Consider the following 19,304-nt stretch of genomic DNA (forward strand, 5'->3'; position numbering starts at 1 on the left):
GCATTCTCGATTTGACCGCTCCAGCGCGTATGAATGGCCAAAGGTAGCGTCGATCGCAATATGGGCCTGGCCGGGGGTGCAGGGTTATGTGCGCGGTTCTAAGGGCGGGTTTGCCGCCCTTGCAGCAGGACCCAAGCTTTAGTCGCGTCACCGATTGAAGCCGCGAGCTAGGTTTGTTTTTTAACCTGCCCGATTGCTTCCTGCTCCCAAGCGAACGCTTTCCTGTGCATTTGCCTGAACCGCACATGACGACGGTCCAACAACAAAAAATGGCCCGGAAAAGCCGGGCCAGTGTAGAAAGCCTAAAGTCGGGGGTTAGACTTTCCAGAACGCGATGATCCCCCACAGAATGGCCAGTCCCAGCGGCACCCAGAGCGGCATGCCAAAAAGGCCAATCCAGATCAGGAAAATATAGCTTGTGCCCAGGCAGGTCAGGAACAGGCGATCCCCGCGCGTGGTGGTGAGGCCCAGAATGCCTTGGCGTTCGTCGCCCCCCGGGTTGCGGATTTCCAGCATCACCAGAATGCCAATGGCGCTGAAAATCCCGATGAAAACGGCCGCTGTCGGCCAAGTCCATGCCATCCAACTCAGCATATCAAACCCTCCCCATCGCGAAGCCCTTCGCGATATAATTGCGCACGAAATAGATCACGATGGCCCCCGGCACGATGGTCAGGGTGCCCGCAGCCGCCAGCAGCCCCAGCTCATAGCCCGCGCTTGAGGCGGTTTTGGTCATCGTTGCCGCAATGGGTTTGGCGGCAACTGCCGTTAGTGTTTTGGCCAGCAGCAGTTCCACCCATGAGAACATGAAGCAGAAGAAGGCCGCGACCCCGACGCCGGCTTTGATGGTCGGAATAAAGATCGACACAAAGAAGCGCGGGAAAGAATAGCCATCAACAAAGGCCGTCTCGTCCAGCTCTTTTGGGACGCCGCCCATGAAGCCTTCCAAAATCCAGACCGCCAGCGGGATGTTAAAGAGACAATGCGCCAGCGCCACGGCAAGATGCGTGTCAAAGATGCCAACAGCGGAATAAAGCTGAAAGAATGGCAGCGCAAAGACAGCCGCCGGGGCCATTCGATTGGTCAGCAGCCAGAAAAACAGCTGCTTGTCGCCAAGAAAGCGATAGCGGCTGAACGCATAGGCCGCAGGCAGCGCGACGGTGATCGAAATCACTGTGTTGATAGACACATAGAGGATCGAGTTGATGTAACCCCAATACCAGGTCGGATCGGTGAAAATCGTCTTATAGGCCTCTAGCGTGAAGGTCTGCGGGAACAATGAAAAGCCAGAGAGGATTTCATTGGTGGTCTTAAAACTCATCGCGACGAGCCAGTAGATGGGCAGCATCAGGAAGAAGATGTAGAGAATGGGAACGAGAGATCGTTTTTGCATGTGATCGCCCTCCTTAGTTCAGATCGTCTTTGGTCATCAGCGTGTAGAACAGCCAAGACACCAAAAGCGTGATTGCAAAATAAATCAGAGACATCGCCGCCGCAGGGCCAAGGTCAAACTGACCCAAGGCGATTTTCACCAGATCAATCGACAGCAGCGTGGTCGAATTGCCCGGCCCGCCGCCCGTCAGCACGAAAGGTTCGGTGTAGATGTTGAAACTGTCCATGAACCGCAACAGGATCGCGATGGTCAGAACATTCTTCATCTTGGGCAGCTGGATAAAGCGAAAGACGCTCCAATTGCTGGCGCCATCGATCTTGGCCGCCTGATAATAGGCGTCAGGGATCGAGACGAGCCCGGCATAGGCCAAGAGCACCACCAGTGATGTCCAATGCCAGACGTCCATTGTGATGATCGTCACCCAGGCCGCCACCGGATCTTGGGTCATGTCATAGTTGATGCCCAGAACATGGTTCAGGAAATAGCCCAAAAGGCCAATGTCAGGCAGCGCAAAGATGTTCCACATCGCGCCCACAACATTCCATGGGATCAGCATCGGCAATGCCATAAGGACCAGGCAGACCGGCACCCAAAAGCCTTTGCGCGGCATCGACAGCGCAATGGCAATGCCCAGCGGCACCTCGATGATCAGGATAAGCGCCGTGAACATAAACTGACGGCCCAATGCGGCGTGGAACCGATCTGAGCGCAGGATTTGTTCAAACCAGCCCAAGCCTTCCCAGAAGAACAGGTTGTCGCCAAAGGTTTCCTGTACCGAATAATTGACCACCGTCATCATCGGGATCAGCGCGTTAAACGCGACAAGCAGCAGAACGGGCAGGACAAAGAACCATGCCTTTTGATTTTCGGTTTTCATGCCGCGTCCTCCTGTGACGCAATATCAGTTGCCAGCCAGCCATCGGCATAAAGGCGGGTTTGATTTTGCTGAAATTGCAGATGCACGATGTCGCCTTTGGCGGGCGGGTTGCCGTTTAAGATCGCGGAAACGCGGTGCTCTCCGACTTCGACCTCGACCACGATGTGCCGGCCCACGTCTGAAACCTTGCGCACATGCGCCTCGATCCCGGTGTCAGAAAGCGACACGAACTCAGGCCGAATGCCGATCTCTAATTTGCCGGATGTGCCGGATTTTATCGGCCCTTCCAGCGCAACAGGATGGCCATAAAAATGGGCCGTGCCATTGCGCATTTCCGCCGGAAGAACGTTCATGCCGGGTGAGCCGATAAAATGCCCCACAAAAGTATGCGCGGGCCGTTCAAACAGCTCAACCGGGGTGCCGACTTGCACCACTTCGCCCAGCTCCATCACCACAACCTGATCAGCGAATGTCAGCGCCTCGGTCTGGTCGTGGGTCACATAGATCATCGTGCGCCCCACCCGCTGGTGCAGTTCTTTGAGCTTGGTGCGCAGCTTCCATTTCAGATGCGGGTCGATCACGGTCAGCGGTTCATCGAACATGACGACATTCACATCATCCCGCACAAGGCCCCGCCCCATCGAGATTTTCTGTTTGTTGTCCGGCGAAAGCCCCGCGGCGCGGCGGTCGAGCATGTCGGTGACTTCCAGCATCTCCGCGATTTCGCGCACACGTTTGTCGATGGTAGCGGCATCCACACCCCTGTTTTTCAAGGGAAACGCCAGGTTTTCATAAACCGTCATCGTGTCGTAGATCACGGGGAACTGAAACACCTGCGCAATATTGCGCTGATCCGGCGTCGCGGTGGTCATGTCATTGCCATCAAACAGGATTTGCCCTTCGGACGGCACCAGCAGCCCTGAAATAATGTTGAGCAATGTCGACTTACCGCAGCCCGATGGCCCCAGCAGCGCATAGGCCCCGCCGTCTTGCCAATCCAGGTCAACTTCTTTCAGCGCATAATCCTCTGGCCCCTTTGGTGCGGGGAAATAGGAATGTCTGAGGTTTTTGAGAGTAATCTTGGCCATATTGTCCCCCTAGGCCGCCCGGCTGCCATCAGCCGCAAAGTAAAGGCAGGCATCGGTGTTCATGTAGAATGTGTGATCTTCGCCCAAACGATAGGGGTGCGTGCCATGCGCCAGCGACACCCAACCGTTGTCGCCAAACTCAAAATGCGCCGAGCTTTCTGATCCGGAAAGTTCCGTCACCCCAACGCGCCCGACAAGCGCGGTGCGCGCGGCGTCGGTCGCAAACGGCAACACATGGTTGGGCCGGATCGCAACGGTATAGCGCCCATCCGCAAGGCCCGCGGCCTTTGCACCGGCGTCCCATTTGACATCGCCAAGGCGGAACTGGCCGCCAGTCTTTTGGACCGTGGCGTGGTTGATCGGCGGATCGGAAAAGACCTGCGCTGCTGTCAGCGATGCCGGGGCGCGATAGATCTCGGCCGTGGGGCCAAATTGCGCGACCTGACCATCGACCATCAATGCGGTTTCCCCGCCCAGCAGCAGGGCTTCTTCCGGCTCTGAGGTGGCATAAACCACCACCGCGCCTCGCCCGGCGAAAAGTTCGGGCAGCATTTCGCGCAGCTCTTCGCGCAGTTTGTAATCCAGGTTGGCCAAAGGCTCATCCAGAAAGACGGCCTGGCTGTCCTTGGCAATTGCCCGCGCCAGGGCGCAGCGCTGTTGTTGCCCCCCGGACAATTCATGCGGCCGCCGATGCAGCATCGGGCCAAGCTTCAGGATGTCGGCAGCTTCGCCGACCCTGCCTTCGATTTCCGATTTGGCCATGCCAGCCACGCGCAGCGGTGAGGCGATATTATCAAAGACGGTCATATGCGGGTAGTTCACAAAGAACTGATGCACGAGGCTGATGCGCCGCTTTTGCGTGCTGAGATCGGTGATGTCGGTGCCTTCCATCAGCAGCCGGCCATCAGCGACGGGATCAATGCCAGCCATCATCTTGATGAGCGAGGTTTTCCCTGCGCCGGTTTCGCCCAGCAAGACGTTGAAATGACCTTTCTTCAACGTCAGGCTGGTGGGTTTGATATGCGTAACCCCGCGCACAACCTTGGTCAGGTTTTTAAGTACAAGTGCCATAGCGCACCTTTTCGAAGAGAGAGTGTATTTGAAGGGAGCCGCCGTCCGGTCGGCAAGTGGCTGGGGCCGTGATGGCCCCAGCCCGCGTCAGACAAACGGGGAGAGTTGTCTGAGTGACGCGATGATCAGTTGCCGCTCCAGCGGGCCACGAGATCGTCGTAGTTTACGGTTTCACCCTGTGGTTTTTCGTTGTCCAGCTTGGGCTTGGCACCGCCGTTGGCAAACCACCATTCTGCGTCGCGTTCTTCGTTCAGACGTGGACCACAGCCGCCATAGACGTTCTGGGCTTCGTCCGCACGCTGCATACGCGCCATGGTGATATCCATTTCCTCAGCCAGACGGTCCATCGCCTCTTGCGGCGTGAAGGCACCGGAGTTTACGTCGCCAATCTGCTGCCACCAGATTTGGGCCAGCTTTGGATAATCAGGAACGTTGATCCCGGTTGGCGACCAAGCCACACGATCCGGCGAGCGGTAGAATTCAACCAGACCACCCAGCTTTGGTGCGCGCTCGGTAAAGGACGCATGGTTCACCGAAGAGTCACGGGCAAAGGTCAGACCAACGTGAGATTTTTTCACGTCCACAGTCTTGGATGTCACGAACTGTGCATAGAGCCATGCCGCCTGCGCGCGCTCGGATGGGGTGGATTTCAGGAAGGTCCAAGAGCCAACATCCTGATAACCAACCTTCTGGCCTTCTTCCCAATAAGGACCATGCGGGGATGGGGCCATGCGCCACAGTGGGTTGCCCTCGGCATCCACAGTGTTGTTGCCTTCGGACTGCGGTTTCACCATGTCTGCGGTGAAGGCGGTATACCAGAAGATCTGCTGCGCCACGTTGCCTTGCGACAGCGCTGGCAGGGATTGGTAGAAGTCAAAGGACGCCGCACCTGGAGGGGCGTAATTCCGCAGCCATTCATCCCACTTACGGATCGCATAAACAGCCGCTGGGCCGTTTGCTGCGCCGCCACGGGTGACGCTTGCACCAGCTGGGTTACAGGAGCCTTCTTCCATGCGGATGCCCCATTCGTCGATTGGCACACCGTTTGGTTCACCTTTCGAACCAGCACCCGCCATAGACAACCAAGCATCGGTCATCCGCCAGCCCAAATCCGGGGCGCGTTTGCCGTAATCCATGTGGCCATAGATGGTTGTGCCGTCGATTTCCTTGACATCTTTGCTAAAGAATTCAGCGATATCTTCGTAGGCCGACCAGTTGACCGGAACACCCAGCTCGTAGCCGTATTTTTCTTTGAAGGCCGCTTTCAGGTCTTCGCGGTCAAACCAGTCCTTGCGGAACCAGTAGAGGTTCGCAAATTGCTGATCTGGCAGCTGATAAAGATCGCCGTCCGGACCCGTGGTAAACTGGGTGCCCATGAAGTCATCCAGATCAAGCGTTGGCGAGGTTACGCCAGACCACTCGCCAGCCATCATGTCGCTGAGGTTATAGGCCAGCTGCAGGCGCGAGTGCGTACCGATCAGATCGGAGTCGTTCACATAGCCATCATAGAGGTTCCGCTTGGTCTGCATCTGTGTTTGCACAGCTTGCACCACTTCGCCTTCGCCAAGGATCTGGTGGTTCACCTTGATCCCGGTGATTTCCTCAAAGGCTTTGGTCAGCACTTCGGCTTCGTAGCCATGCGTTGGAATGCCTTCGGAAAGCACGTTGATTTCCATGCCGGCATACGGCTCTGCTGCTTTGATGAACCATTGCATTTCAGACATCTGCTCATCTTTGCTGAGCGTAGATGGCTGGAATTCGGTATCGATCCAACGCTTTGCCGCCGCTTCATCGGCATAAAGCGAGTGTGTGCCCGCAATCACAGCCGCAGCTGCAACAGCGGAAAGAAGATACGTCCGCATCTTTTCCTCCCAATTTTACGAACCCGGCATTCAACCGGTTACATAACGTTTGCAAAACCGGGGTAATACGTCAACTAATAAATTAGTAGACAGACCTCGTGCCCTCACGTCACATTTTCAACCACTTGAATTCAAACAGTTATACACCATAGACGAGTGCGACATTCGGCGACATTCATTTGAGCAAATTACAACATCATATGAAATCACGCCTTGAGATCCGGCCGAGAATCACACGGCATTTTGCTCACATTCGATCGCGCAGACGGTACCAGAGCATCGCCAGAGTCAGCAAAGGCAATCGAAACCGCGCGCCGCCCGGCATCGCTGGCGGAACAACCTGCGCCATAATATCAAAGCGCTCGGCCTGCCCGGCGATGGCTTCGGCAGCGATTTCCCCGGCCAGCGTCCCAAGCGCGAGCCCGTGACCGGAATAGCCGGACATGCTGAAGATATTGCCAGCCACCCGCCTGAAATCCGGCAGGCGCGTGCGCGTGATCGCCAGGGTGCCGCCCCAAGCGTAATCAATGCGGGTCTGCGCCAATTGCGGAAATATCTGCACCATCGGGCGGCGGACTTTCGCGGCAATATTGCTGGCAAAGCGATCCCCATAGCTTTCGCTGCCCCCAAACAGCAGCCGATGATCTGAACTCAGGCGAAAGTAATTCACCACAAATTTGGAATCCGCGACCGCAAGGTTTTCGCGCAGCACCGAGGCGCGCAGAGCCGGTGCCAAAGGCGCGGTTGCGATGATGTAATTGTTGATTGGCATCACATGGCGCGCCACGGCGCTGGACAGATCCCCAAGATAGCCGTTGCACCCGAGCACCACGTAATCACAGCTGATCTGCGCCCGATCTGTTTTGACCACAGGGCGCTTGCCCGGCGAAATACCGATCACACGGCTTTGTTCATGCAGCACCGCCCCGGCACGCTGCGCCAAACGCCCAAGGCCAAGGGCAAATTGCAACGGATCAATATGACCGGCCCGCTGATCACGCAGCCCGCCGTGATAGGCTGTGCTGCCCACCAACTGTCGCGCAGCATCTTTGTCCAGAAACGTGATCGCCTCTTCGCCATAGCGGTCCTGCAGGTGCCGCACATAGGCTTCGGTGTGTGGCACATAGCGCGCGCGGTGGTCCAGATGCAAAAGCCCGGGGTGAAACTGCGTTCGCACCGCATCGGTTTCAGACAGGGCCCGCACCTTGTCCAGCGCCTGTCGACCGATCTGCCAGAGCGCGGCCGCCCTGTCGCGCCCATAGCGCTTTTCGAGCGAAATCTGATCAATGCGCTGGCCCTGCCCGACCTGCCCGCCATTGCGCCCGGAGGCCCCAAAGCCTATGCGCTGCGCCTCAAGCAGGTGCACCTTATAGCCGCGCTGCGCCAGATGGAGCGCGGTAGAAAGCCCGGTATAGCCACCGCCCACGACGCAGACGTCACAAGAGATTTGACCCTGTGCCGCAGTGCAATTCGGCAGCCCCTTGACACCAGTTGCATAATAAGACGGCGGATAGCGGCCGGGCCGATCATTCGCGGTCAAAAGATCCATCAGACATTCAGCAACAGATGCTGACGCTCCCAGGGCGAAATTTCGCGCTGATATTCTTCGTTTTCTGCGATCTTGATGTCGTAATAGAGCCGGCAGAAATCAGGGCCCAGAACTTCCCACAGCTCTTTGGCCCCTTCAAAGATATCCAAGGCCACATTCAGACTGACTGGCAGCGGATCCTCAGGGTCCCATACTTCGACCAAGGCCGGTTGCCGCGGCTGAACCTTGTTGCGCATCCCCAAGAGACCACAGGCAAGCGAGGTGGCAATCGCCAGATATGGGTTGCAATCCATGCCGATGACCCGGTTCTCCACCCGCCGCGCTTCGGGGCTAGAATGGGGCACCCGCAATCCGGTGGTGCGATTGTCCACGGCCCATTCCAGATTGGAGGGCGCGCTATGGGTTTCGCCAGAAATGCGGCGATAGGAATTCACATAAGGGGCGAGCAGCGGCATGCCCTGCATCAAGTATTTCTGCGAGCCGCCGATAAAATGCGCAAAAGCCTCTGTGGCTTCGCCCTCTGGGTCCGAAAAGATGTTGCGCCCGGTTTTTGCGTCCAGCACCGATTGATGCAAATGCATGGCGCTGCCCGGCTCATCGCGGATCGGTTTGGCCATGAACGTGGCAAACACCCCGTTGCGCAACGCGGCCTCGCGGATCGTGCGCTTGAACAGAAACACCTGATCCGCCAGTTGCAGCGGATCGCCATGCGGCAGGTTGATTTCGATCTGCCCGGCCCCGCCTTCCTGAATGACCGTATCAATGCGCAGCCCCTGATCTTCGGCAAAATCATAAACCGTGTCGATGATCGGGCCAAATTCATCCACCGCGGCCATGGAATAGACCTGACGGCTTGCCCCCCGACGTCCGGTGCGGCCCACCGGAGGTTCGACCGGCTCATTGGGGTCGATATTGGGTTTGGTCAGGTAAAATTCCAGCTCGGGGGCGACCACTGGGGTCAGCCCCTGCTCGCTGTAAAGATCCAGCACCCGCCGCAGGACATTGCGCGGGGCCAGCGTCACATGGCCACCACCGCGAAATTGCATATCGCAGATCACCTGCAACGTGGGTTCTTCAGCCCAGGGGGCCGCCGTCGCTGTCGCCATATCCGGCACCAGCACCACGTCTTTTTCCATCCACTGCTGGTCAATCTCCATATCGACGTATTCGCCAGAAATGGTCTGATAGAACAGCGATATCGGCAGATAATAGGTGTCTGTGGGGTCAAACTTATAAGCGGGCATGGCCTTGCCACGCGAGGTCCCTGCAAGGTCAGGGATGATAATTTCCACCTCCTCAAGGCGGGCCCCGCTCAGATAGTCTTGAAACGCCTCAGGCAGCGCGTGCAACCATGCGGCCTGATCTTTGATCTTCTGTTTTTTCTTCCCCATATGCCCTCTGGCAAAACTGACCGCGCCCACAAAGGAATCGCCGTCTTACATCAATCATGACGCTGTGCCTGTGCCCCTGCAAGCGCCATGCGGGTTGCTTTGCAACTTTGCAGGCTCTGATCAGCGGACCGGCGCGGTGCACCCCGCGTCAGGCACGTAAATATGGGGATTTTGGATGCCAAAAGGACCACACCCAACCCTGTATCGTGTTTTCTCGGATGGGGGATGGCGGAGAAGGTGGGATTCGAACCCACGGAGGGCGTTAACCCTCGTCGGTTTTCAAGACCGGTGCATTCAACCACTCTGCCACTTCTCCGACCCGGACTGAACTAATGCCACCGGATTGATTCTGAAAGGGCGAATTAGGGGAAATTTCGCCGACGGAGGGGCGCAGCCTTTTCACGCGGCTTGACAGTCGATAGACTGCGCTCAATCCCCAGCCGACAGGCACGAAAAACGGGGCAGAACGCTGGTCAAAAATCGGCGCGGATATCAGGCAAAGGGCACGTCATGACGAAGAATATTCTTGGGCATTCCCCACAGGAACGCGGGCGACTGCCACGCGGACAGCAGCCATACATGCAGGCCGGGCGCGCCGCGCTTTTGGCCACCGCGCTTGTGGCGGTCAGCGCCTGCGAGCCGCTGAAAGATTTCAGCCTGCGCAAACCGGCCGAGGAAACGGCGACCACCAATACCGCAACCACCACAAAATTTGTCGAACGCGACGTCGAAGCCCCCGAGGTTTTCTCGGTCTCTGAGGCCGGTCTCTGGGATGGGCGCCCCAGCCTTGGTGGCGTTTGGGTCGCGCACCCGGATGTGACCGATCCGGAGCGGGTGATCATCCGCAACAAGGCCAATGGTAAATTCGTCATCGGCGCGCTGTTCCGCCGCGAACGCGCCATTCCAGGGCCGCGTCTGCAAGTGTCCTCCGATGCGGCCGCCGCGATCTCGATGTTGGCCGGGCAGCCGGTTGAGTTGGAAGTGACAGCCCTGCGCCGCGAAGAGGCCCCAGTGGATGTGCCCCAAGAGGACAGCGTCGAAGCCGCCGATACTGTTGAGACCGAAACACTTGATCCGATCCTCAGCGCCGGGGCAGCCATCGATGCCGCCGAGGCCAGCGCCGAAACAGAGGTGGCGGCAACGCCCCCGGCCCCTGCAGCACCCAAACCGGCGGCCCCCGCCGCCAGCGGGTTGACCAAACCCTTTATTCAAATCGGCATTTTCAGCGTCGAAGGCAATGCCAACGGTGCCGCCGCGCAGATGCGCAGCGCTGGCATGGTGCCCACGGTCAAAAAGCAGACCAGCAAGGGCAAGACCTTCTGGCGTGTCCTCGTTGGCCCCGCCACCTCAAAGGCGGAGCGCGGCGATTTGATCAAAAAGATTCACGCAGCGGGCTTTACCGATGCCTATGCTGTGACCCATTGATGATTTTAAGGAGAGCATGACCATGCGATCTGCAAAACGTTTTGTTGCAGCCCTCTTCGCTTCGGCGTTGCTGGCACTGCCTGCGGCAGGTTTTGAAACCCGCGCCAAAGCGGCCTTTGTGCTGGATCAGACCACCGGCACGATCCTGATGGCAAAAAATGCCGATGAGGCGCTGCCGCCTGCGTCGATGTCCAAACTGATGACGCTCTATATGACGTTTGAAGCCATTCGCGATGGTCGCCTGTCGATGGAAGAAAAGCTGCCGGTATCGCAACATGCGATGAGTTATGGCGGTTCTACCATGTTTCTGGATACGACCGATCGCGTGAAGGTCGCCGACCTATTGCGGGGCATCATCGTGCTGTCGGGCAACGACGCATGCGTTGTGTTGGCCGAAACCCTCAGCCCAGATGGCACCGAAGCCGGATTTGCCCGGCAGATGACATTGCGGGCACGCCAGCTGGGCATGACCAATTCAACCTTTGCCAACTCCAACGGCTGGCCGGCAGCGGGGCACCGCATGTCGATGCGCGATCTGGTGCTACTGGCCAACCGGCTGATCACCGATTTTCCCGAATTTTACCCCATGTTTGCCGAGACCGAATTTGCCTTTGACGGGCGGGCCCCAAAGAACACGCTGAACCGCAATCCGCTGCTCAACCTTGGAATTGGTGCGGATGGTCTGAAAACGGGCCACACGCAAGAGGCAGGCTATGGGCTGGTCGGCTCTGCACGGCAGGGGCAACGCCGGGTGATCTTTGCGCTTTCCGGGCTGGAAAGCACGCGCGCCCGCGCTGAAGTGTCCGAACAGGTCGTCAATTGGGCCTTCCGCCAATTCAGCGAACACAAACTGCTGCGCGCTGGTCGCCGGGTCGCCACAGCAGATGTCTGGATGGGGGATGCCCCACGTGTCGGGCTGGTCGCGGCCGACGATGTCGATGTGCTGCTGCCGGTGCTGGGGCAGGATGATGTGGCCGCCGAGGTGGTCTATCACGGCCCGCTTGAAGCACCGATTGCGCAAGGTCAGCAGATTGCTGAACTGGTGCTGAAACCCGTGGACTTGCCTGAAATTCGCGTGCCGCTTGTCGCCGAAAGCGATGTGGGCAGCGGCGGTTTTGCCGTCCGTTTGCGCACCGCGACCACGGTGCTTTTGGGGCAGCTTGGCCTCTCGCTTGAGGGCGCGTCGTGACCGGCACAAACCTGGGCAAGCAACAGGGCGTGTTCATCACATTCGAAGGCATCGACGGCTCTGGGAAATCCACACAAACGCGGCACCTTGCGGACCATCTGCGCGCGCAGGGCCACGACGTGGTGCTGACGCGCGAGCCGGGCGGCTCCACCGGGGCTGAGGAAATCCGTGCGCTGGTGTTGGAAGGCGACCCGGACCGCTGGTCGGCCGAGACCGAGCTTCTGCTCTTTACCGCCGCGCGCCGCGACCATTTGGAACGCACGATCAACCCGGCGCTGGCGGCAGGCAAAATCGTGATCTGCGACCGGTTTGTGGACAGCACGCGCATGTATCAGGGTCTGTCGCGCGGCAATTTGCGCGCCGAAGTCGACGCGCTGCACGATCTGATGATTGGCCGGGAGGCGGACCTGACCATTCTGGTGGATATGGATCCGGCCACCGGCCTTGCGCGCGCCAAAGGGCGGCAGACCACCGAAGAACGCTTTGAGGATTTTGGCCAAGACCTGCAAACGCAGATGCGCAGCGGCTTTCTGGCGCTGGCCAAAGCGCATTCAGATCGGTTCCGCGTGATCAATGGCGCGCAGAGCCAAGAGGCCGTTGCCGCAGATATCCAAGCGGCGGTTGAGGATTACCTGTCATGAGCACCGGCGAAGAGCTGCCTGAGCCAGACCGCCTGCCCGGCGCGCCGCACCCGCGCGAGACGCTGCAGCTTTTTGGCCAGAGCGCGGCTGAGGCGGCCTTTCTTGAGGCTTTCAACGCAGAGCGCCTGCACCACGGCTGGCTGATCACCGGCCCGCGCGGCGTCGGCAAAGCCACGCTGGCCTGGCAGATTGCACGGTTTCTGCTGGCGACGCCCAAGTCCGATGGCGGTCTCTTTGGCGATGCCCCACAAATCGCGACCAGCTTGCAGATTGACCCCGAGCACCCGGTGGCGCGGCGCATTCAGGCCGGGTCGGAACCGGGGCTGTTTTCAGTCAAACGGCCCTATGATGAGAAAACCAAAAAACTGAAATCGCAGATCACTGTTGATGAAATTCGCAAATTGAAGAATTTCTTTGCGCTGTCTGCGGCAGATGGCGGGCGGCGTGTCGTCATTGTGGACAGCGCAGATGAGATGAACACCAGCGCCGCCAACGCGCTGCTGAAACTGCTCGAAGAGCCCCCTGCGGACACCACGATCCTGCTGATCTCACATCAGCCGTCGCGGCTGTTGCCCACCATCCGTTCGCGCTGCCGAGAATTGCGCCTGACCCAATTGCAGCCCGAGGATATGGCAGCGGCTCTGGCGCAGGCCGAGGTTGAGACTGACGCCAGCGCCGCCATGTCAGAGTTGTCGGCCGGGTCCATCGGTGATGCAATCCGCTTGGCGCAGATGGAAGGGTTGGCGACCTATACGGCGCTGATCTCGCTGTTCCAGGACTTACCGGGTTTGGATCGTCAGCGCGCATTGAAACTGGCCGACATGGCCGCGGCGCGCGGTGCGGATGACCGCTTTGAACAGCTCTTGAACTTGATTGATCTGTTCCTGATCCGCCTGGCGCGCACCGGGGCCACCGGCCAGCCCCCTGCGGTCGAGGTTGCGCCCGGCGAGGCCGCGTTGTTCGCCCGTCTTGCGCCCACTGTTGAAAAAACCCGCAAATGGGCAGAGGTTGCCGCAGAAATCACCGCGCGCAGCCGTCATGGTAAGTCGGTAAACCTTGACCCTGCCGCGCTCGTGCTGGATACGGTTTGGAAGATACAACAAACCGCCCAGACGTAAGATGACCGACGCACCACAGATCACCGATAGCCATTGCCACCTTGATTTCCCCGACTTTGACGGAGAGCTTGAGGCCGTGATTGACCGCGCCAAATCGGCTGGCGTGACGCGCATGGTCACGATCTGCACCAAGCTGCGCAATGAACCGCAGGTGCGCGCCATCGCCGAGGCCCATGATCCTGTGTTTTATGCCGCCGGCACCCACCCGATGAGCGCGGCGGATGAACCTCTGGTGAGCGTCGAAGATCTGGTGGCACTTGCCAAGCACCCGAAATTTGTCGGCATCGGTGAAAGCGGGCTGGATTATCACTATACCGCGGACAGCAAGGCCATTCAGCAGGAGTCGCTGCTGGTCCATATCGAGGCCGCGCGCCAGACTGGCCTGCCGCTGATCATTCACGCCCGCGCGGCGGATGAGGATATGGCGCAGATCCTCAGCAGTGAATTCGCCAAAGGGGCCTATTCCTGCGTGATGCATTGTTATTGCTCTGGACCGGATCTGGCCAAACGCTGCCTGGATCTGGGCTTTTACCTGTCGATGTCCGGCATCGCGACTTTCAAAAACAGCCAAGAGGTGCGCGATATCTTCGCGGCCGCCCCGATTGACCGCATCCTCGTGGAAACCGACGCGCCGTATCTTGCGCCGACGCCGCATCGCGGCAAGCGCAATGAACCGGCCTATACCGCTCATACCGCCCGCATGGGGGCCGAGCTGTTTGGCCTGCCCTATGCCGATTTTGCAGCGCAGACCCAACGCAATTTTGAGCGCTTGTTTTCCAAAGCAACGCCCAAAGCCGCCGCCGCATGAGCGATCAGCTGATCATAACCATTCTGGGCTGCGGCAGCTCTGGCGGGGTGCCCCGCCTTGGCGGCCATTGGGGGGATTGCGACCCGCATGAGCCGAAAAACCGCCGCAGCCGCTGTTCTATTCTGGTGCAACGTCAGGGCCCCGATGGTGTCACAACCGTGCTGGTGGATACATCCCCTGATATGCGGCAACAGCTGCTGAACGCGGGTATTGGTGCGCTTGATGGGGTGATTTACACCCATGCCCATGCAGATCACGTACATGGGATCGACGATCTGCGCATGGTGGTGTTCAACATGCGCAAACGTGTGCCTGTCTGGGCGGATGGCCCGACGCAAGATGCGCTCTTGTCGCGGTTTGGCTATGCCTTTGTGCAGCCCGACGATTCCCCTTACCCGCCTATTCTGGATCTGCATAGCATCGCTGGTGATGTCACGATTTCTGGGGCGGGCGGCGATCTGACCTTCCGTTCGCTTGAAGTGGAACACGGCAGCATCGACGCGCTTGGTTTTCGCATCAATGACGTGGCCTATATGCCGGATGTCTCGGCAATCCCGGAGCCGGTGTGGCCCGCGCTGTCCGGTCTGAAGTGCTGGATTCTTGACGCCCTGCGGCGCACGCCCCACCCCACCCATGTGCATCTTGACCGCGCATTGGAATGGATCGCCCGCGCGGCCCCCGAAAGTGCCGTCTTGACCAACATGCACATTGATCTTGATTACGCGACCGTCGCGGCAGAAACCCCAGCGCATATTCAGCCCGCCTTTGATGGTCTGACGCTGCGGTTTGACCTTTAGCGTTATCCGCACAGCATGGCCGGCAATCTGAACATAATCCTTCCGGTCTTTGTGTTGATCGGTCTGGGCTATGCCCTGCGTTGGCGCGGCATCATGACGGACCAGATGATTGACGCGCTGATGCGCTTTGCGCTGAAACTCGCCGTGCCCGCACTGCTGTTTCGCGCCATATCTACGCTTGATCTCGCGGCGCATATGAACTGGCCGCTTTTGGTCAGTTTTTATGCCGGGGCGGGCAGTTGCTTTCTTCTCGGAAGCCTGGGCGCGCGGCTGCTCTTTGGGCGCTCTGCTCAGGACAGCATCGCCATCGGTTTCTGTTGCCTGTTTTCAAACTCGCTTCTGCTGGGGTTGCCCATCGCAGACCGCGCCTATGGCGACGCTGTGCTCAGCAGTATGTTCGCCATCATCTCTGTGCATTCCTTGTTCTGCTACGGGCTGGGCATCACCGTTATGGAAATTAGCACCGCCAAGGGACAAAGCGTGTTGGCCACGCTGAACACCGTGCGGCGCGGCATGTTCAATAATATGCTGGTCCTCGCCATCTTTGCCGGTTTTGCGGTCAACCTTTCGGGCATCCAAGTGCCGGTGCCGCTTGCCGATAGTTTTGATCTGCTGGCCCGCACCGCCCTGCCAGTGGCGCTGTTTGGCATTGGCGGCGTTTTGCGCCGCTATCGCCGCGAAGGTGACAGCCGCATCATCCTGTTCATCTGCGCCCTGTCCTTGATCATCCACCCGACGATTGCCTTTGCTATGGGGCACGCGCTGTCGTTGCCCCAGGACACCCTGCGGGCCGCGGTGATCACCGCGACCATGCCGCCTGGGGTGAATGCCTATCTCTTTGCCGCGCTTTATGGCCGCGCCATGCGGGTGGCTGCCTCTTCTGTGCTGATCGGCACGGCCTTTTCGATTTTGACCATTTCCGTTTGGTTGCAGATCCTGCCTTAAGCGCCGCGCATCTTGTAAAGCGCTCCGGCACCTCCCATCTCAGGCGCGCTACTTTGATTTTTTTGAGTTGAAAGGGATGCCCCATGGCGCTTCGGATTGACATAGTCTCAGACGTGATGTGCCCCTGGTGTATCGTCGGCTACAAACAGCTAGAGCGGGCGCTCATCGACAGCGGCACCGAGGCAGAGATTTACTGGCATCCATTTGAGCTAAATCCCCAAATGGGACCCACGGGCCAAAACCTGCGTGAACATATCACCGAAAAATACGGGTCGACCGCCGAACAATCCGAAGAGGTGCGCACCCGCTTGACAGAGCTGGGCGAGACGCTTGGCTTTGACTTCAAATTTGCGGATGACAGCCGCATCTACAATACATTTTCGGCGCATCAACTGATCCATTGGGCCGGAGAACAAGGTAAATCGCACGCGCTGAAACAAGCATTGTTTGCCGCATATTTCACTGATGGGCGCGATGTCTCGCAGCATGACGTGCTGGCGGATGTCGCCGCAGGCATCGGGCTGGATCGCGCTGAGGCGCTGGCGGTGCTGCAAGATGGCCGCTTCGCCGATGAAGTGCGCAACAAGGAAGACTTCTGGGCCTCACGCGGGATTTCCGGCGTGCCTGCCATGATCTTTGACAGGCAGCATCTGGTCACGGGCGCGCAGGGCACCGACACCTATCGGCGCTTCCTGACGCAATTGGCGGGCAGCCAAGCGGCAGGCTGACGGCCTTAACCGACTTGCCGCCCTTGGCTCCAGACCCCGCGCACAACCGGGGTGTCAGCCACCGTCGCAACCCGCAGCAAATCTGCGCGCAACCCGGTCTCAACCCGGCCACGATCGTGTAGTGCGCTGGCCTGTGCAGGGGCTTCAGTGATCGTGCGCACCGCGCGCGGCAGATCATCCCAGACCGCGGCCAGACGGAAGGCCGACAACAGCAGCGCCGCGGGCACATAATCGGACGAGACAATATCCAGCAGCCCCAGGTCCGCCAGTTCCAGCGCGGAGACATTGCCCGAATGCGAGCCGCCGCGAATGATATTGGGCGCGCCCATCATGATAGCGATGCCCGCATCGCGGCAGGCTTCGGCTGCTTCGATCGTTGTCGGAAACTCGGCAAGACGAATGCCATGCGCCGCCGAAACCGCAACCTGCGCCGATGTCGTGTCATCATGGCTGGCGAGCACGGCACCAAAGCGGGCCGCTTCGGTCACGGTCTTAGATTCATGCAGATCGCCAAATTGCTGACGCAGGTCATATAGACGCTGGCAGTGGGCTTCGAATTCTTGATCCGAAAGACCGTTTTTGGTGGCGACATAGGCTTTGAATTTGTCCAGATTCCGGAATTGCCGTTGACCGGGTGTGTGATCCATCAGGCTCACGATGCCGACGCGGTCCTCGGCGTCAAACTCGGCCAGTTCCGCCACCAGGGTTTCAGAGCAGACCTCGGCGCGTAAATGCAGGTAATGGCTGATTTTCAGCGCCCCCCGATCGCGCAGCGCCATCATCTCGCGCGAGAGTTCGCGCGCGTATTTGCGGTAGCGCCCTTTGCCGGTTGGGATAGAGCCGACGCGCATTGCGTCAAACACCGTGGTGATGCCACAACCGGCCAGTTCGCCGTCATGGGCCAGAATGGCGGCGTCATGCGGCCAGTCGACCTTGGGACGCGGTTGAATGTGCCGCTCCAGATTATCGGTGTGCAGCTCAACCGCGCCAGGCATCAGCACATCGCCGCCGCAGTCCACCGCCCCAAGCGGCACCGCGTCACCTTCGCGGATATCGGCGATCACCCCATCCACGATGGTCAGCGCCCCGCGCAGCACGTGATCCGGCATGACAATACTGGCATTGGCAAGGCAGAACTCCTGCCGCTCCGGGCTGCGGCCCGATTGCAGGTTTGCACTGGTAACAGGGGTGTTCATTGTGTCGCCTCATCTGGAAAGAGCACAGCGCGCGCTGTGGCAATGGTATCGGCAAGCGCGCCGTCGTTGTTGATATTGATCGCCCGCACGCCCATCGGCAACGGCTGCGCTGCACGCGCAAGCCGCGCATCAATCCCGGCGATGGTTTCGCGGCCACGGGTCTGCAAGCGGCCCAGCAGCACCTCGGGGCTGGCGGTGATGTTCAAGGTGACAAGTCCGGGAAAAACCGCCTGCGCTTGCAGCAGAATACTGCGCGACAGGTTCACAAGGGCATGTTCGCCCTGCGCAATGCGGGTCTTTAGCGTGGCGGGCACCCCGTAGTGCAGACCATGCGCTTGCCAATGCAGGCAAAAATCCCCTGCTGCGGCCCGCGCCTCAAATTCTGCTTCGCTGACCGGCTCATAGTCTTCGCCGCCCAAACCCGGCGCGCGCGTGATCGTCCGCTTCACCCGGTGCAGCCCGGGCACGGCACGCACAAGCCCGTCCATGACAGAATCCTTGCCGACGCCCGAAGGGCCAACAACACCGATCAGCTGCCCGCTCATGCCGCGACCTGTGGCGCAAAAAGCGTCACATCAATTTCGCGATCACAGACCTGCGCGCGGGCGGCTTCGTCATGGAAAATCCCGACGATGGCGGCCCCGCGTGCCTTTGCCTCTTCGATCAACGACAAGACAATCGCGCGGTTTGTGGCATCCAGGCTGGCGGTCGGCTCATCCAGCATCAGCACCGGATAAGGATGCGCAAAACCGCGCGCGATATTCACGCGCTGCTGTTCTCCGCCCGAAAATGTGGTCGGGCTGAGCGCCCAAAGCCGTTCCGGAATGTTGAGCAGGGTCAAAAGCTCTTTGGCCCGTGCATGGGCCGCGTCTTTGGCCGCGCCGCGTGCCAGCAAGGGTTCGGCCACCACATCCAAGGTTGGCACCCGTGGCACGACGCGCAGGAATTGGCTGACATAGCCCAGGGTTTCACGCCGCAACGCGAGTATCTCGCGCGGGGCCGCGCGGGTCACATCCACGCCGGCCACCCGCACGCTGCCGGAGGCCGCAAGGTAGTTGCCATAGATAATCCGCATCAATGTCGACTTGCCAACGCCGGAGGCCCCGGTGAGTGCCACACAGGTGCCGGCCGGCACTGTCAGTGACACATCGCGCATCACCTCAAGCACGGTGCCACCCTGATTGTGCAGGGTGAACGTCTTACAAAGGTTTTCAATCTCAATCATC

Annotated in this window: 19 protein-coding genes and 1 tRNA gene; 8 read left to right on the plus strand and 12 right to left on the minus strand. The window is 59.3% G+C overall.

Going from position 1 to position 19,304, the window contains the following annotated elements; genetic code table 11:
• Positions 1–315 precede the first annotated feature (315 nt).
• The 9 genes from N6L24_RS10250 to N6L24_RS10290 all read right to left on the minus strand — a co-directional run bounded on the left by N6L24_RS10250 (position 316) and on the right by N6L24_RS10290 (position 9,547).
• Positions 316–594 carry a DUF2160 domain-containing protein gene (locus N6L24_RS10250; protein WP_271844587.1) on the minus strand — a complete coding sequence of 93 codons (279 nt, stop codon included), beginning with the start codon at positions 592–594 and terminating at the stop codon, positions 316–318.
• Between the two features lies 1 nt (position 595).
• Entirely contained in the window at positions 596–1,393 is a 798-nt protein-coding gene (locus tag N6L24_RS10255; RefSeq protein WP_271844588.1) for a carbohydrate ABC transporter permease, read from the minus strand.
• Positions 1,394–1,406: 13 nt separating this feature from the next.
• Positions 1,407–2,270, minus strand: a complete 864-nt coding sequence (locus N6L24_RS10260) for a carbohydrate ABC transporter permease (protein ID WP_271844589.1) — start codon at positions 2,268–2,270, stop codon at positions 1,407–1,409.
• Entirely contained in the window at positions 2,267–3,358 is a 1,092-nt protein-coding gene (locus N6L24_RS10265) for an ABC transporter ATP-binding protein (RefSeq protein WP_271844590.1), read from the minus strand. Before N6L24_RS10265 ends, N6L24_RS10260 begins: the two co-directional genes overlap by 4 nt.
• 9 nt (positions 3,359–3,367) lie before the next feature.
• Positions 3,368–4,429, minus strand: coding sequence for an ABC transporter ATP-binding protein (locus N6L24_RS10270; protein ID WP_271844591.1), 1,062 nt, complete (start codon positions 4,427–4,429; stop codon positions 3,368–3,370).
• Positions 4,430–4,554: 125 nt separating this feature from the next.
• Positions 4,555–6,291 carry an ABC transporter substrate-binding protein gene (locus N6L24_RS10275; RefSeq protein ID WP_271844592.1) on the minus strand — a complete coding sequence of 579 codons (1,737 nt, stop codon included), beginning with the start codon at positions 6,289–6,291 and terminating at the stop codon, positions 4,555–4,557.
• Positions 6,292–6,538: 247 nt separating this feature from the next.
• Positions 6,539–7,840 (minus strand): NAD(P)/FAD-dependent oxidoreductase, encoded by a 1,302-nt coding sequence (locus tag N6L24_RS10280; protein ID WP_271844593.1) that lies wholly within the window; start codon positions 7,838–7,840, stop codon positions 6,539–6,541.
• A complete protein-coding gene (locus N6L24_RS10285) occupies positions 7,840–9,231 on the minus strand; it encodes a glutamine synthetase family protein (RefSeq protein ID WP_271844594.1) in 1,392 nt (463 codons plus the stop codon). Before N6L24_RS10285 ends, N6L24_RS10280 begins: the two co-directional genes overlap by 1 nt.
• Before the next feature lie 226 nt (positions 9,232–9,457).
• A tRNA-Ser gene (locus N6L24_RS10290) sits at positions 9,458–9,547 on the minus strand.
• 194 nt (positions 9,548–9,741) lie between these two features.
• On the opposite strand from N6L24_RS10290, the gene N6L24_RS10295 reads away from it, so the two are divergent.
• From N6L24_RS10295 to N6L24_RS10330, 8 genes are all read left to right on the plus strand, one after another.
• Complete coding sequence (locus N6L24_RS10295) at positions 9,742–10,656, plus strand: SPOR domain-containing protein (protein ID WP_442872593.1); 915 nt, start codon at positions 9,742–9,744, stop codon at positions 10,654–10,656.
• Between the two features lie 22 nt (positions 10,657–10,678).
• Positions 10,679–11,845: a D-alanyl-D-alanine carboxypeptidase family protein gene (locus N6L24_RS10300; protein WP_442872594.1), complete on the plus strand. Its 1,167-nt coding sequence runs from the start codon at positions 10,679–10,681 to the stop codon at positions 11,843–11,845.
• Positions 11,842–12,486, plus strand: coding sequence for a dTMP kinase (tmk, locus tag N6L24_RS10305; protein ID WP_271844596.1), 645 nt, complete (start codon positions 11,842–11,844; stop codon positions 12,484–12,486). Before N6L24_RS10300 ends, tmk begins: the two co-directional genes overlap by 4 nt.
• Positions 12,483–13,604: a DNA polymerase III subunit delta' gene (locus N6L24_RS10310; protein ID WP_271844597.1), complete on the plus strand. Its 1,122-nt coding sequence runs from the start codon at positions 12,483–12,485 to the stop codon at positions 13,602–13,604. Before tmk ends, N6L24_RS10310 begins: the two co-directional genes overlap by 4 nt.
• A 1-nt stretch (position 13,605) precedes the next feature.
• Positions 13,606–14,412, plus strand: coding sequence for a TatD family hydrolase (locus N6L24_RS10315; RefSeq protein WP_271844598.1), 807 nt, complete (start codon positions 13,606–13,608; stop codon positions 14,410–14,412).
• Positions 14,409–15,209: an MBL fold metallo-hydrolase gene (locus N6L24_RS10320; protein WP_271844599.1), complete on the plus strand. Its 801-nt coding sequence runs from the start codon at positions 14,409–14,411 to the stop codon at positions 15,207–15,209. Before N6L24_RS10315 ends, N6L24_RS10320 begins: the two co-directional genes overlap by 4 nt.
• Positions 15,210–15,224: 15 nt before the next feature.
• Positions 15,225–16,154, plus strand: a complete 930-nt coding sequence (locus tag N6L24_RS10325; protein WP_271844600.1) for an AEC family transporter — start codon at positions 15,225–15,227, stop codon at positions 16,152–16,154.
• 83 nt (positions 16,155–16,237) lie between these two features.
• Positions 16,238–16,882 (plus strand): DsbA family oxidoreductase, encoded by a 645-nt coding sequence (locus N6L24_RS10330; protein WP_271844601.1) that lies wholly within the window; start codon positions 16,238–16,240, stop codon positions 16,880–16,882.
• Positions 16,883–16,887: 5 nt separating this feature from the next.
• Here N6L24_RS10330 and N6L24_RS10335 read toward each other — a convergent pair whose 3' ends face one another.
• From N6L24_RS10335 to phnL, 3 genes are read right to left on the minus strand one after another with little or no spacing between them, the layout of a single operon-like run.
• Positions 16,888–18,078, minus strand: a complete 1,191-nt coding sequence (locus N6L24_RS10335) for an alpha-D-ribose 1-methylphosphonate 5-triphosphate diphosphatase (protein ID WP_271844602.1) — start codon at positions 18,076–18,078, stop codon at positions 16,888–16,890.
• Complete coding sequence (gene phnN / locus N6L24_RS10340; RefSeq protein WP_271844603.1) at positions 18,075–18,623, minus strand: phosphonate metabolism protein/1,5-bisphosphokinase (PRPP-forming) PhnN; 549 nt, start codon at positions 18,621–18,623, stop codon at positions 18,075–18,077. Before phnN ends, N6L24_RS10335 begins: the two co-directional genes overlap by 4 nt.
• Complete coding sequence (gene phnL / locus N6L24_RS10345; protein ID WP_271844604.1) at positions 18,620–19,303, minus strand: phosphonate C-P lyase system protein PhnL; 684 nt, start codon at positions 19,301–19,303, stop codon at positions 18,620–18,622. Before phnL ends, phnN begins: the two co-directional genes overlap by 4 nt.
• Position 19,304: the final 1 nt, after the last annotated feature.

The organism is Cognatishimia sp. SS12, from assembly GCF_028369055.1.
In the GTDB taxonomy this organism is placed as follows: Bacteria; Pseudomonadota; Alphaproteobacteria; order Rhodobacterales; family Rhodobacteraceae; genus Cognatishimia.

What these genes read in the sequence shown, in the direction of transcription:
- N6L24_RS10250 (WP_271844587.1), bottom strand. Translation starts at nt 594, where the DNA reads ATGCTGAGTTGGATGGCATGGACTTGGCCGACAGCGGCCGTTTTCATC.
- N6L24_RS10255 (WP_271844588.1), bottom strand. Translation starts at nt 1,393, where the DNA reads ATGCAAAAACGATCTCTCGTTCCCATTCTCTACATCTTCTTCCTGATG.
- N6L24_RS10260 (WP_271844589.1), bottom strand. Translation starts at nt 2,270, where the DNA reads ATGAAAACCGAAAATCAAAAGGCATGGTTCTTTGTCCTGCCCGTTCTG.
- N6L24_RS10265 (WP_271844590.1), bottom strand. Translation starts at nt 3,358, where the DNA reads ATGGCCAAGATTACTCTCAAAAACCTCAGACATTCCTATTTCCCCGCA.
- N6L24_RS10270 (WP_271844591.1), bottom strand. Translation starts at nt 4,429, where the DNA reads ATGGCACTTGTACTTAAAAACCTGACCAAGGTTGTGCGCGGGGTTACG.
- N6L24_RS10275 (WP_271844592.1), bottom strand. Translation starts at nt 6,291, where the DNA reads ATGCGGACGTATCTTCTTTCCGCTGTTGCAGCTGCGGCTGTGATTGCG.
- N6L24_RS10280 (WP_271844593.1), bottom strand. Translation starts at nt 7,840, where the DNA reads ATGGATCTTTTGACCGCGAATGATCGGCCCGGCCGCTATCCGCCGTCT.
- N6L24_RS10285 (WP_271844594.1), bottom strand. Translation starts at nt 9,231, where the DNA reads ATGGGGAAGAAAAAACAGAAGATCAAAGATCAGGCCGCATGGTTGCAC.
- N6L24_RS10295 (WP_442872593.1), top strand. Translation starts at nt 9,742, where the DNA reads ATGACGAAGAATATTCTTGGGCATTCCCCACAGGAACGCGGGCGACTG.
- N6L24_RS10300 (WP_442872594.1), top strand. Translation starts at nt 10,679, where the DNA reads ATGCGATCTGCAAAACGTTTTGTTGCAGCCCTCTTCGCTTCGGCGTTG.
- N6L24_RS10310 (WP_271844597.1), top strand. Translation starts at nt 12,483, where the DNA reads ATGAGCACCGGCGAAGAGCTGCCTGAGCCAGACCGCCTGCCCGGCGCG.
- N6L24_RS10315 (WP_271844598.1), top strand. Translation starts at nt 13,606, where the DNA reads ATGACCGACGCACCACAGATCACCGATAGCCATTGCCACCTTGATTTC.
- N6L24_RS10320 (WP_271844599.1), top strand. Translation starts at nt 14,409, where the DNA reads ATGAGCGATCAGCTGATCATAACCATTCTGGGCTGCGGCAGCTCTGGC.
- N6L24_RS10325 (WP_271844600.1), top strand. Translation starts at nt 15,225, where the DNA reads ATGGCCGGCAATCTGAACATAATCCTTCCGGTCTTTGTGTTGATCGGT.
- N6L24_RS10330 (WP_271844601.1), top strand. Translation starts at nt 16,238, where the DNA reads ATGGCGCTTCGGATTGACATAGTCTCAGACGTGATGTGCCCCTGGTGT.
- N6L24_RS10335 (WP_271844602.1), bottom strand. Translation starts at nt 18,078, where the DNA reads ATGAACACCCCTGTTACCAGTGCAAACCTGCAATCGGGCCGCAGCCCG.
- phnN (WP_271844603.1), bottom strand. Translation starts at nt 18,623, where the DNA reads ATGAGCGGGCAGCTGATCGGTGTTGTTGGCCCTTCGGGCGTCGGCAAG.
- phnL (WP_271844604.1), bottom strand. Translation starts at nt 19,303, where the DNA reads ATGATTGAGATTGAAAACCTTTGTAAGACGTTCACCCTGCACAATCAG.